13 protein-coding genes are annotated in these 13,144 nt (G+C 49.6%); 12 read left to right on the top strand and 1 reads right to left on the bottom strand.

What is annotated here, in order from left to right; all coding sequences use genetic code 11:
• Positions 1 to 108 precede the first annotated feature (108 nt).
• The 11 genes from B7992_RS06330 to B7992_RS06280 all read left to right on the top strand — a co-directional run bounded on the left by B7992_RS06330 (position 109) and on the right by B7992_RS06280 (position 11,630).
• A complete protein-coding gene (locus B7992_RS06330; RefSeq protein WP_073161112.1) occupies positions 109 to 1,953 on the top strand; it encodes a cellulase family glycosylhydrolase in 1,845 nt (614 codons plus the stop codon).
• A 243-nt stretch (positions 1,954 to 2,196) separates the two neighbouring features.
• On the top strand, positions 2,197 to 4,125 hold the full coding sequence (locus tag B7992_RS06325; RefSeq protein ID WP_073161111.1) for an endo-1,4-beta-xylanase: 1,929 nt from the start codon (positions 2,197 to 2,199) through the stop codon (positions 4,123 to 4,125).
• A gap of 336 nt (positions 4,126 to 4,461) precedes the next feature.
• Positions 4,462 to 4,890, top strand: coding sequence for a 50S ribosomal protein L13 (rplM, locus tag B7992_RS06320; protein WP_073161110.1), 429 nt, complete (start codon positions 4,462 to 4,464; stop codon positions 4,888 to 4,890).
• A 22-nt stretch (positions 4,891 to 4,912) separates the two neighbouring features.
• Positions 4,913 to 5,317, top strand: a complete 405-nt coding sequence (gene rpsI, locus B7992_RS06315; protein WP_073161109.1) for a 30S ribosomal protein S9 — start codon at positions 4,913 to 4,915, stop codon at positions 5,315 to 5,317.
• 302 nt (positions 5,318 to 5,619) lie between these two features.
• Positions 5,620 to 6,354: a 30S ribosomal protein S2 gene (gene rpsB, locus B7992_RS06310; protein WP_073161108.1), complete on the top strand. Its 735-nt coding sequence runs from the start codon at positions 5,620 to 5,622 to the stop codon at positions 6,352 to 6,354.
• A gap of 2 nt (positions 6,355 to 6,356) precedes the next feature.
• The gene (gene tsf, locus B7992_RS06305) at positions 6,357 to 7,253 is read left to right on the top strand and encodes a translation elongation factor Ts (protein WP_073161107.1); all 897 of its coding nucleotides are present in this window, start codon (positions 6,357 to 6,359) and stop codon (positions 7,251 to 7,253) included.
• Between the two features lie 209 nt (positions 7,254 to 7,462).
• On the top strand, positions 7,463 to 8,170 hold the full coding sequence (gene pyrH / locus B7992_RS06300; protein WP_073161106.1) for a UMP kinase: 708 nt from the start codon (positions 7,463 to 7,465) through the stop codon (positions 8,168 to 8,170).
• Positions 8,171 to 8,300: 130 nt separating this feature from the next.
• Complete coding sequence (gene frr, locus B7992_RS06295; protein ID WP_073161105.1) at positions 8,301 to 8,834, top strand: ribosome recycling factor; 534 nt, start codon at positions 8,301 to 8,303, stop codon at positions 8,832 to 8,834.
• 21 nt (positions 8,835 to 8,855) lie between these two features.
• Complete coding sequence (locus tag B7992_RS06290; protein WP_073161104.1) at positions 8,856 to 9,566, top strand: isoprenyl transferase; 711 nt, start codon at positions 8,856 to 8,858, stop codon at positions 9,564 to 9,566.
• Positions 9,559 to 10,440 (top strand): phosphatidate cytidylyltransferase, encoded by an 882-nt coding sequence (locus B7992_RS06285; protein WP_073161103.1) that lies wholly within the window; start codon positions 9,559 to 9,561, stop codon positions 10,438 to 10,440. The genes B7992_RS06290 and B7992_RS06285 overlap by 8 nt, the downstream gene beginning before the upstream one ends.
• A gap of 56 nt (positions 10,441 to 10,496) precedes the next feature.
• Positions 10,497 to 11,630, top strand: a complete 1,134-nt coding sequence (locus B7992_RS06280; RefSeq protein WP_139258445.1) for a GGDEF domain-containing protein — start codon at positions 10,497 to 10,499, stop codon at positions 11,628 to 11,630.
• Positions 11,631 to 11,719: 89 nt separating this feature from the next.
• On the opposite strand, the gene B7992_RS06275 is transcribed toward B7992_RS06280, so the two are convergent.
• Positions 11,720 to 12,259, bottom strand: coding sequence for a nitroreductase (locus B7992_RS06275; protein WP_088665857.1), 540 nt, complete (start codon positions 12,257 to 12,259; stop codon positions 11,720 to 11,722).
• A 169-nt stretch (positions 12,260 to 12,428) separates the two neighbouring features.
• Here B7992_RS06275 and B7992_RS06270 point away from each other — a divergent pair, with 169 nt between their 5' ends.
• Complete coding sequence (locus tag B7992_RS06270; RefSeq protein WP_249269389.1) at positions 12,429 to 12,989, top strand: flavodoxin; 561 nt, start codon at positions 12,429 to 12,431, stop codon at positions 12,987 to 12,989.
• Positions 12,990 to 13,144: the final 155 nt, after the last annotated feature.

Raw genomic sequence — 13,144 nt, 5'->3', positions numbered from 1 at the left:
TTTTTTTCGCTTAAATGTGGACTATTCGTCCACGCTGCCTATTTTTTTTGAATGTGTTTTTACGTCAGGACTAGGTAGTTTAATAGAAAAAAGAAAAGGATTTGGTTTATGAAAAAGTACATCACTATTGCAATTGCTGGCCTTGCGGCAGCTACCATTTCCCATGCAGCCCTTGCCGATGGCGGTGCCAAGTTTCTTGGCAATATCACCACTAAAGGCGATATTCGCAGTGACATGGGTACCTACTGGAATCAGATTACGGCTGAAAACGGCTGTAAGTGGGGCTCTATCCATTCTCTTGACGCACAAGGGAAAAGTCAGTTTGCGTGGGATAACTACGACAAGTGTGAAGGAGCCTATAATTGGGCCAAGGAAAAACCGGGTGAACGTTTCTTCAAGTTCCATGCCCTGGTTTGGGGTTCCCAGTATCCCAGCTTCCTTTGCAAGGCCAAGAACTCCAGCATCACCGTAGAAAAGACCAAGCAGTACATCACTGAATGGTTCGATGCTGTTGCTGCCAAGTTCCCTGATCTGGAATATATCGATGTGGTGAACGAAGCTATTTGGTCTGGTAACAATTATCATTCCGGCTATAAGCTCCCTGCCACGGGCGCCGAAGGCGTCAGCACCGACGATGCTGCTTGCGGTGGCTCCTATATTATCGAAGCTCTTGGTGGTGATGATGTTGTCAATGGCAAGCATCAGTATAACTTCATTACAACGGCCTTCAAGATGGCCCGTGAACGTTGGCCCAAGGCTGTTCTGATTTACAATGACTACAACACCTTGCATTGGCAGAAGGATGAAGGTATTGAACTGGTGCAGACCATTCTTAAGAATGGTGCTCCTGTAGATGCCTATGGTCAGCAGGCTCACGATGCCGGCGACTTCCCCGATGCAGAAAGCTTCAAGAATGTCCTGACCGAAGTTTACAATGGTGTTAAGATTCCTCTGTTCATCACCGAATACGACATCGGTGAGGCTGATGATAACAAACAGAAAAACATTATTGCAAACCAGATTCCTTTCCTGTGGGAAACCGAATGGATTGCCGGCATTACCATCTGGGGTTACATCAATGGTTCTACCTGGCGTCAGAATACTGGTATCATGAATTCCGACGGATCGGATCGTGCATCCATGAAGTGGCTCAAGGAATACTTTGCCGCAAATCTGGACAAGGGCCAGAACACCACCGGAATGGGTGGCGGAGTGCCTGTGGACCCTGTGGCCCAGCAGCCGTTCCATGAAGTTGCCATGACCGTGCCTGGCAAGGTGGAAGTGGAAGACTTCGACATTTCCGGCAAGGGCAAGGATCCGGAGACTGGCGCAAGCAACGCTTCCTACTCAGACAAGTCTTCCGAAAACGCAGGCAAGTCCACCTACCGTAGCAATGACGCCCCCTCTGTAGACCTTTACGACGAAGGTACCGGCGTTGTTCTTGGCATGACCCAGGCCGGTGAATACCTGGAATACACCCTGGACTTTGCTGAAGGCGACTATGAAGTGGTTGTAAACGCTTCTTCCGGTAACGCCACCTCCGCTTTCCAGCTCTACATCGACGACAAGAAAGTCGGTGATGAAGTGAAGATGGAACAGACCGGCGAGGGCGACTGGAGTAACTACGTTGACGTCGCTGTGAAAATCGGCAAGGTTTCTGCAGGCAAGCATGTGTTCAAGCTGGAAATTACCGGCGACTACGTGAACATCGACTACTTCAATTTCAAGGCGGATGGCGTCGATGCCGTGCTTGCTAGACCGGCGATGAAAAAGGTCCGTGCCGATTACGATGTATTCGACATGCAGGGCGTTTTCGTTGGCCGCCTCAGCGCCTACTCCATCGGTGAGGCCGTGTCTATCGTAAAGAACAGCAAGACTATCAAGGCGAACGGCATTTTCCACGTTCGTGCAGTAAAGTCTAACGTTTCCCGGACGGTTCGTATTACCAGGTAGCTGGTCCTACCCTCTGTTCACAATCCTATTAAGGCGACCCCTTGTTGACAAGGGGCCGTTTTTTTTGTTGGCTTTTTACACACTTTAGCCCCCTTTTTACACGAAAAACGGCGTTTTTGAGCGAATTTCGCCATGGATAAAATGTCCATGGCATTTGATTTTCGTGGTGGAATGTTCCATCCTGGACGATATAGTTTTATGGACATCGGGGGGATTAACCTCTGACAATATAGGATGTGGATTATGAATAAAATTTTCTCTCTCGTTGCCGCCGGTCTTACCGCTGCATCGATCTCCTATGCAGGCCCGGGTATTGCCGATGGCGCTGCAAAGTTCGTGGGTAACATTACCCAGTCTAACACCGCTCCCGGTCCCAACGATGAATTTACCAAGCTCTGGAACCAGGCCACAGCCGAAAACGGCTGTAAGTGGGGTTCTATCGAAGGCCAACGTGGTAAGTATAACTGGGCTGGCTGCGACGCCGCCTACGATTGGGCAAAGAATAACGGTGGCCACTTCAAGTTCCACGCTCTTCTCTGGGGGTCCCAGTATCCCAGTTGGCTCGAATCCCTGAGTGTTGACGATACCAAGAAAGCTATTACCGCATGGTTCGATGCTGTCAAGGCTCATTACCCCGATATCGAAATGATCGATGTTGCCAACGAAGCTATCCGTACCGGTAACGGCCAGTACCATTCCAACTATACCAAGACAAAGATTATTCAGGCTCTGGGTGGCGACAACAACGGCGATTACCAGTTCTTGACTACCGCTTTCAAGATGGCTCGCGAACGCTGGCCCAAGGCAATCCTGATCTATAACGACTATAACACCATCCAGTGGAATGTGGACCAGGGCATTGACCTGATCAATACCATCCGTAAGAATGGCGCACCTGTTGACGCATACGGCCTTCAGGCTCATGACTTGATGAGCACTGGTGGTGGCTACAACGGCACCGGTGGTGGTGGCAACTGCCTCAACTACAATACCTTTAAGTCCACTATGGAAAAAATCCATAGCAAGACAAACAACTTCCCGATTCTCATTTCTGAATACGACGTTCCTTCTACCGATGACAACATCCAGGAACAGTGCTATAAGGAACAGTTTGCATACTGGATGGAAGATCCCAATGTCGCAGGCATTACCATCTGGGGTTACATCTATGGTCGTACATGGCTCGACTGTAACGGTCAGGCAAGCGGTTGTTCCGGCTTGATCAAGAACGGCCAGGATCGTAAGGCCATGACCTGGATGAGAAACTACTTGAAGTCCAACAAGGGCGTGAACACCACTGGCCTTGCAACAGGTCTTGTGGCAGAACCGGAACCGCAGACTCCGTTTGGCGGCAAGGCTGCAACCATTCCTGGCAAGATCGAAGCTGAAAACTTTGATGAACCGGGTATTGGCGCAGGCAATGATTCCTACTACGATACCGACAGCGGCAACAACGCCTGCGCAGAAAACAATCCTGCACTGGCTTCCGACTGCAAGTCGAATTATCGTAAGGATGCTTCCGTTGATATCAAGACTTCTGGCTCTGGCTACGTAATCGGTTGGGGCGCAACTGACGAATGGCTGGAATACACCGTGGACGTTGTCGAAGTTGGTACATATTCCCTGTTCGTTGCAGCTTCTTCTGGTAACGGCGGCAGCTACAAGCTTTCTGTCAAGAATTCCGATGGTACTTTCTCTGACCTTACCGAAACCATCAAGGTCGCTGCAGGTGCCAATGAAGATGACTACAATAGCTTTGCAAAGAATGCTGTCAATGTGAATTTCAAGAAGGCTGGCAAGCAGATCGTTCGCTTCACCATCGTTGAAGGCTACGTAGACTTTGACTATATGACCTTCGTTGCTGGCGCCGACGCAACTGACCCGGAACCGATTTCTTCCTCTGCTGTAGAAGCTCCTGCCTCTAGTGATTCTAAGACTCCTGAAGTTGGCGACAAGGAAAGCTTCGTGCAGAACCTCAAGATGGAATTTGAAACCCTCCAGAAGTTCGACGTATTCGATATGCAGGGTTCCTTCATGGGCCGTCTCAATGCCTACAGCTTTGACCAGGCAATCAATACCGTCAAGGAAAGCGATGTCAAGTTTGCAAAGGGTGTCTACTATATCCGCAACAAGGATACCAAGCAGATGACTTCCTTCACCATCGCTCAGTAAAGTTTGGGACTTCGGTCCTCAAGAATCCTAATCCAAAACACCAAACAAAGGGCCCCGTGGCGTATGTCATGGGGTTCCTTTTTTTAAGATCTCTGAGCTTGCAGAAGTGGATTCATCACTTTATACAAACAGATCGCTATAAAAATCATCAAATTTTATATATTAATTATAAGGATTGATATAATTGATAGAGTAAAAATCCTTTAAACTACGGACTTTTTTCAAAAAATGCAATTTTTTTACCTTGAAACAGTCTCGATTTTCTTCTAAATTTTGCCTCGCATTGTCCGGGACGGAGCTGTTTCGGAACATTAACGAAAAACACAAAGGATTTACATGAAGACCATTACGGTAAACCCGAAGAACGTCGAACGCAAGTGGAAGCTTGTGGACGCCGCCGAAAAGCCGATGGGCCGCGTAGCAAGCGAAGTTGCTCGCCTCCTCATGGGTAAGCATAAGGCCATCTTCTCCCCGAACGTCGACACTGGCGACTTCGTGGTTGTGATCAACGCTGAAAAGGTTGCAGTTACTGGCAACAAGAACCTGAAGAAGGAATACTTCCACCACACCGGTCACATCGCTGGTGAACGTTGGATCAACTTTGCCGATCTCCAGGCTAAGCACCCGACCGCTCCGCTGGAAGCTGCCATTTGGGGCATGCTGCCGCACAGCGCTCTCGGTCACAAGATGATCAAGAAACTCAAAATCTATGCTGGCGCCGAACATCCGCACGCTGCACAGAATCCCGAAGTCGTAGACTTGTAATTTTAGAACGGAGGATACCTCTATCGCTACCGCAAAGAATAAGAAGATCTACCGCGGCACTGGCCGTCGCAAGAACGCTATCGCCGCTGTGATTTTGAAGCCGGGTACCGGCAAGCGCACCATCAATGGTCGTGATTTTAAGGATTACTTCCATTCTGAAGTGCAGAACATGATTGCAAATCTTCCGTTCGCCATCCTCGGCAACGCTGAAGAATGGGACGTCGAAGTTACCGCTCGTGGCGGTGGCATCGCTGGCCAGATGGGCGCTGTCCGTCTCGGCATCTCCCGCGCACTGGTTGCTAACGACGCAGAATGCAAGCCTGCCCTCAAGAAGGAAGGCCTCATGACTCGCGACTCTCGTGCTGTTGAACGTAAGAAGTTCGGCCGCAAGAAGGCTCGTAAGCACTTCCAGTTCTCCAAGCGCTAATCGTTACGATTTTGCTTGGAAATTGCAAAGGCAATTTCAGGAAGCTCCCGCTCGGCGGGGGCTTTCTTTTTTTCCTCATGGGAAAATGAAAATCGCCCCTATTTTCTACCCTTTTAGCCTTTCCTCTTTAACCTCTAACCTTTAATCTTTCCCCTCTTTTTGCTATCTTTACGCCCACTCGGGCAATTACGCCTGGGGAAATAAACAATCACTGGTCTCGTAAGAGCCGCTTCGGTGGTACCAAGGTACTTTGCGGCTTAATTACCGACCGGGTAGAAATAACCGAAAAAAGGAATACTACTATGGCAAATCTGCCTTCTGTTGAAGACCTGCTCGCTGCAGGTTCCCACTTTGGCCACCAGACTCAGCGTTGGAATCCGAAGATGAAGCCCTACATCTTGGCTGAAAAGAACGGCATCTACGTTCTCAACCTGTCCAAGACCCGCGACCTCCTCGAAGCCGCTGCTGCAGCTGCTAAGAAGATTTCTGAATCTGGCAAGACCGTGCTCTTCGTTGGTACCAAGCCGACTGCTCGTCAGTGCGTGCTGGATGCTGCTGGTTCCTGCAACCAGTTCTCCGTTACCAACCGCTGGCTCGGTGGTATGCTGACCAACTTCCAGACCGTTCGTAAGTCCATCAAGAAGATCGACAAGATCGACACCATGGAACAGGATGGTACTTTCCAGGTTCTTTCCAAGAAGGAAGTTCTGGACAAGACCCGCGAACGCGCTAAGCTCCTGGACGTCTTCGGTGGCATCCGCGAAATGGTGAACCTTCCTGGCCTCATGGTCGTGACCGACCTCGCTCACGAAAAGATCGCCGTTGCAGAAGCTCGCCGTCTTCACATTCCTATCATCGGCATTTGCGATACCAACGTTGACCCGACTCTCGTCGACTTCCCGATTCCGGCAAACGACGACGCAGTGAAGTCCATCAAGCTCATCGTTGACTACATCGCTGCTAACGTTGCAAAGCGTTCTGTCGATAAGAAGGACAAGGAAGAAGCTAAGAAGTTTGACAACGGTGAGGACAAGTAATCATGGCAACTATTACCGCCTCTCTCGTTAACGAACTCCGCCAGAAGACTGGCGTGGGCATGATGCAGTGCAAGAAGGCCCTCACCGAAACTGACGGCGATCTGGACAAGGCTGTTGAACTCCTCCGTAAGCAGGGTGCTGCTGTTGCTGCAAAGCGCGCAGACAAGGCTGCCAAGGAAGGCCGCATCTACCTCATCGAAACTGCTGACAAGGCTGCTGCTTTCGAACTGTCTTGCGAAACCGAACCGGTTTCTAACAACGACGACTTCGTTGCTCTCGCTAACCTCGCTGTCAAGGCTGTCGAAACTCAGGCTATCTCCTCTGTGGAAGACCTGAAGAACGCTGTCGTCGATGGCAAGAAGGTGAACGACATCCTCCAGGACGTTCTCGTTAAGATCCAGGAAAACATCGACTTCCGCAAGTTCGCAGAAATCAAGAAGTCTGCAAACTCCGTCTTCGGTGTTTACAGCCACATGAAGGGCAAGATCGGCGTTATTACCGAACTCGCTTATGAAGGCTCTGCCGACGAAGCCGCTCTCAAGGCTGCTGCTAAGGACATCGCTATGCAGGCCGCTGCTTTCGCTCCGGTTGCATTGAACGACGCTGCAGTTCCTGCTGAAACTATCGAAAAGGAACGCGAAATCGCTCGCGCCCAGATCGAAGCTCAGGCTCAGGCAACTGGTAAGGCTACCAAGCCGGAATTCGTTGAACGTCAGCTTGAAGGCCGCGTTGCTAAGGTCCTCAAGGAAATCGTTCTCGAAGACCAGGAATTCTTCATGTCTGAAAAGAACCCCAAGAAGCTCAACGTCAAGGACTACCTCCAGGAAGTCGTTGCAAAGCAGCTTGGCCTCTCTTCCCTGAAGGTCGTAAACTTCATCCGCTTCGAACGCGGTAACTAATTGATAAATAAGGCGAGCGAAGCGGCCATGCTTGCATGGACATTTCCGAGCCGGTTATCAAAGTAACGAAGTTACTAATTCGCTTTTTGTCATCCCGAGCGTAGTCGAGGGATCTTGCGAAATAGAAAATGGCCGTCCCTTTGGGGGCGGCTATTTTTTATACCCTTCTTTTTACTACATTAGCCATGATTAAGTAATTGGAGCTTATTATGGCAAAGTTTAAGCGAGTTTTGTTGAAGCTTAGTGGCGAAGCCCTCGCAGGCGAAAAGGGCCATGGCATCGACAACGGTATTTTGACAGAAATGGCAAGCGAAATTGCTTCTGTCGTTAAGCAGGGTGTTCAGGTCGCTCTCGTGATCGGTGGCGGCAATATGATCCGCGGCGTGTCCGCATCAGCCGGTGGCATGAACCGTGCCCAGGGCGATGCCATGGGCATGCTGGGTACCGTGATGAATGGACTGGCTATGCAGGACGCCCTTGATAAGCAGGGCATCGACAGTGTGGTCATGAGCGCCATCCGTATGGAACCCATCTGCGAATTTTTTGATCGCCGTAAGGCTATCAAACTTTTGAATGCTGGTTCCGTGGTGATCTTCTCCGCAGGTACCGGCAATCCCTTCTTCACTACCGACAGCTGCGCCGCTCTTCGCGCCATTGAAAGCGAATGCGACGTGATCATGAAGGTGACCAAGGTGGACGGCATCTACTCCGCCGACCCCATGAAGGATCCTACTGCAACCCGCTTCGATGACATTACCTACCAGGAAGTTATCGCCCGCGGTCTTAAGGTGATGGATACCGCCGCTGTGGCCCTGTGCATGGAACACAATATGCCCATTTTCGTGTTCAAGATGGAAAAGGGCTGCTTGACTCAGGCCGCCGTTGAAGGTAATTTAGGTACACTGGTTCATTGTTAATGGAGTAAGAAGTGGTTAGTGTTTAGTGGTTAGTTTTGAGGAAAGATGAAACCTCCTGAACCACTGTTTACTAACCACTGTTTACTAACCACTAACTGCATTTCATATCTTTATTCTAAAAGGTTTTATTATGGCAGATTATCAAGTTAAGATGGACAAGGCTATTGAAGCTACTGAACGTGAATTCACCAAGATCCGCGCTGGACAGGCTTCTCCCGCTATCCTGAACGACATTCGTATCGACTATTATGGCACTCCCACTCCTATCTCCCAGGTGGCTAAGGTTTCCGTTCCGGAACCCCGTATGCTTCTGGTTGCTCCGTGGGAAAAGGCTCTGGTGGACCTGATCGAAAAGGCTATCTACGCAGCAAACATCGGTCTGACTCCCATGAAGGATGGCAACTCCATTCGCGTTAGCCTCCCGATCCTCACTACCGAACGTCGTCAGGAACTGGCTAAGGTCGCTCGCAAGCACGCTGAAGATGGTCGCGTTGCTATCCGCAACATCCGCCGCGATGCAAACGATGCCATCAAGAAGGACAAGGAAATGCCCGAAGACGAAGCCAAGAAGCAGCAGGACGAAATCCAGAAGGCTACTGACAAGGCTATCGCAAAGATTGACGCTCTCCTTGCTGCCAAGGAAGCAGACATCCTCAAGGTGTAATTGTCCTTTGTAAGGTAACGCGTGGCAAATCAGCTTAGACATGTAGCCATCATTATGGACGGCAATGGCCGCTGGGCCAAGAGCCGCGGCATGGAACGTTTCTTCGGTCATCGCAAGGGGACCGAGTCTACTATCGATGCCGTTGAAATGGGTGTGAACCTCAAACTGGAACACATGACTTTGTATGTCTTCAGTTCCGAAAACTGGGGTCGCCCCTCCAAGGAAGTGGATTATCTGATGAACCTTCTCATTGAGATGGTCGTTAAAGAAATCCCCGACCTGATGGAAAAGAACGTGAAGCTTACGGTCATTGGAAACATGGACCGTATTCCTGAGAAGCCTCGCGCGAGCTTGCAATCTGCAATTGATATTACTGCAAACAATACCGGCATGCAGTTGAACCTGGCTATCTCCTATGGCGGTCGTCAGGAAATCGTCGGTGCCGTAAAGTCCATTGCCGCCCAGGTTGCCGCAGGCTCCCTGTCCGTGGATGATATCGACGAAACCCTGTTTGCAAAAAATCTGTATCTGAAAGGCGCTCCCGACCCGGATCTGATTATCCGTACCGGTGGCGAATTCAGACTTTCCAATTATCTCCTCTGGCAGGCCGCTTATAGCGAATTCTACGTTACCGATACGCTCTGGCCCGACTTCACCAAGGATGAATTTATGCAAGCGGTCGAGTTCTTCAATACTCGCGAACGCCGCTTTGGGAAGGTTCTTCATGAGTAATTTGGCTCAACGTCTGATTACCGCGGTGATTGCAATCCCGCTGGTATTTTTCCTTTTGTGGTTTAACGATTTTTCCCGTGTCGGCCTGATGTGCTTCCTGGCCGGTGTTGGCGCCTGGGAATGGGCTGGCATGGCCACCAAGATGTACAAGGGGCCTAACGTACGTTATCTCTCCTTTGCTTCTAGCCTTGCGTTGACTCTTGCCTGGGCCCTTTCCAAGGGTGGGTACTTTGGTCTTTCTGCCGTGCCCTATGTGGTGGGCATGACCGCCATGGTCATCTTTGCCGTCTACATCGGTGTGGCTTACGCCAAGGTTGAAATTGAAAACCTCTTCCCCTGGCTGGTAATGCAGCTGGCCGCACCTCTGTATGTGGGCCTCTGGGGTGGTATGAATGTCTTGATGATGGGCAATGGCCAGGGCTTTGAACATTGCTATGGATTTATCCTGGTCATGACCAGCGTGTGGCTCTGCGATACTGTCGCTTACTTCTTTGGAAAGTTTGCTGCAGGCAAGGGCCCCTTCGGTCGTCATCTCTTTGCTCCCAGCATCAGCCCCAAGAAAACCTGGGAAGGTTCCATTGCGGGTTCTGTTGCAACCATTGCATGGGTGGCCTACTGGGCAAACTGCAGTTCCGCCCTTGGCGCCTTCAATGTAAACATGGATTGGTGCAAGGCCATTATTCTTGGCGTCATGGTGACCGTGGCTGGTCAGGCTGGCGATCTTCTCATGAGTGCTCTCAAGCGCTGGAGCGGTACCAAGGATTCCGGCAACTTGTTTGTGGGGCATGGCGGAGTCCTGGATCGCTGCGATTCCTTCTTCCTGGCAGCGCCGATGCTCTGGCTGTTGCTTGATTTCATGAAGAATCTTGCTTAAAAAATTGGAGGTGCAAACCTCCTTTTTTTATTATTGTTAGGTATAAAGGAGGATTTGTGGATACACCTATTGACATCAGGATGGCACTAGGTACCGACGTTGTCGGTATGATTCTTGTCGTCGTGATGATTGTGGGTAATGTCTGGAGATTGCGTCTAAAAACCAAGGAAAGCAAGCTGCTCATTGCGATGCTGCTATTCTGCTTTTTCAGTTGCCTTTCTGACCTTTTTGCTTATGCCGCCGATGGTTGTTCCTGCGTCTATGCTAAGCAGTTAGTGTATATCACGAACTCGTGGGTCTATGCCTCCAACTTCCTCTGTGCATACAGCTGGATGTCCTTCCTAAAGGAACATTTCCGTATGGAGTTGAATGGCTTCCTGAAATGTATCCTGCGGATTTCCATGGTCGTCTTGCCCCTGATGCTGTTGACGAATCTTTTTGTGCCGTTACTCTTTAGCGTTAACGAACATAACCGCTACGTTCGCTGTTTCGGCTACTGGATTTATATCTTTTTCAACTACAGCATCGTGGTTACATCCCTTACGCTCTACTATAAGAATTACAGGCAGGATGGCCTAATCCGATTTTTCCCCATTTGGTTTTACGCGATTCCGACTGTTGTGGCCATCGTGCTGCAGAGTATCTTCTACGGTGTGTCGTTGATGGCGCCTAGTTTTGCCGTCGCTATTGCGGGCGCGTTCTGTAGCCTGCAGAACGAACGCGTTTTCAGGGATTATCTGACCGGTCTTTTCAATCGCCCCTTCCTTGACTATGTGCTGTACCTGTACAATAACAAAAAGCGTCAGTCCAGCGGGATCATGGTCAGCCTTTGCGATTTTTCAAAAATCAATGACGAGTTAGGCCATAAGGTCGGTGACCGTGCCTTGTGCAATGCGGCCGATATCCTCCGTGAGTCTACGGGGCAGTGGGGTTCAATCCTGCGCTACTCAGGTGACGAGTTCATTATCATGGTCGATACGCATCACGATAACAGTATTGCCAACTGCGTAGAAAAAATCAGGATGAATGTGGAAAAGTTCAATCGCAATAGCGGTGAACCGTATAAGTTGACTGTCGCTATTGGCGTCAAGAAATATGCGGGAAGTTCCGAAAGCGTGGATTACTTCCAGGACTGTCTGTTGGCGGATATGAAAAAAGACAAGCGGCGTATAAAGGGGCTTGCCTTGTAGATATTGGGTTTCGCGGACAGGAAACGCAAACTATTAAAGAGTAATTAGGCCGTGTCAGGGAATCCTTGACGCGGCCATTTAAGTTTTCGCTACTTGATGTAATAGATGTAGTTTTCTTTGCGGGCCAAAGCCTGGGGAACAGGTGTCTGACGGTAACCTAGGGCCACGTGGCCGATGCCTTCGTAGTTGCCCTTGATGCCCAGCTTTTCTAGAATAGACTTTCCGAATTCGCTTTCGAATTCCTGTTTGGCGCGGTGGATCCAGACGCTGCCGAGGCCAAGGCTTGCGGCGGCATTCATCAGGTTTCCCATGACAAGACTGCCGTCGTTGATATAGGTTCCGGAGCCGTTGTTGGCATCCTTGTCTGCAATGACAATCAGGATTACAGGTGCGCCGTAGAAGGGGTCGAAACCTTCGTCCCAACCGCCGATCTTGCGGTTCTCTTCGGCGATCTGGTCGCGCATTTCCTTGTTGGTTACGGCGATGATGATGGAAGACTGCTGGTTCTTTCCGGAAGGGGCGAAGGTTCCTGCGCGAAGCACGGCTTCCAATTCCTCGTCGGTAATCATGTCGGGCTTGAACTTGCGGCAGCTGCGGCGAGTTTCCAGAGTCATCAGGGTTTCGTTCATCATTGTCTTACCTATGGCGAAAAAGTTTTGCCGAGGGCCATTTGGCACCACGTTCATTATAAAAATAGCATTTTCAAATAACTGACTTTATAAAAAAAGAAATTTATTTAAACAAGGTCTTGACCTAGAGTCAACTCTAGATGATATATTATAACAAAAAGAGATTTCAATGAAAAAGATCATCCTCATCCTTTTAACAATCCTTATGGGGGCTGCCATGGCTGCTGAATCCAAGAAACTGGTCATCTATTATTCCCGTGCCGACGAAAACTATAGCGTGGGCTATATCAAGAAGGGCAATACCGAAATCGTTGCCGAAATCATTGCCGCAAAAACAGGTGCAACGCTTTTGAAGGTGGAACCCGTCAAGGAATATCCGAAAGAATACGACGACTGTATCGCTGTGGCCAAGAAGGAATTGGCAAACGACTCCCGTCCCGAAATTAAACCGGTTAGTGTCAATCCGGAAGAATACGACGAAATCTATGTCGGATATCCCGTGTGGTGGGGCGAAATGCCTATGCCCATGGTAACCTTCTTCGAAAAGTACAATCTGAAAGGTAAAACTATTCATCCTTTTGTCACTCACGAAGGTAGTGGCCTCAGCGGTGTAGCCCGCCTTAAGAAATTGACCGGCGCCAATGTTACTATGGGTCTCGCCATTTATGGTCACGTTGCCCAGAACGAAAAGTCCAAGGCCGAAAAAGACGTGGAAAAGTGGATAAGGTAAAAGGACATTTTTCCTTGAAAAATGCAGCTGTGTCCGTTTTGTAATGGATATGGCTTTTTTAGTTTATTCTAAATTTGCTGTTAAAAATGAATCGAATTCTGGCTCTTCATCAACATGTGTGGGTGGCTTCGCCACCCTTTTTTGTTGACATTCGC

Origin of the sequence: Fibrobacter sp. UWH1 (assembly GCF_002210365.1) — a bacterium.
Taxonomy (GTDB): domain Bacteria; phylum Fibrobacterota; class Fibrobacteria; order Fibrobacterales; family Fibrobacteraceae; genus Fibrobacter.
Note: the sequence above shows the minus strand (reverse complement) of the source record. Positions and strands in the feature narration are given on the sequence as shown.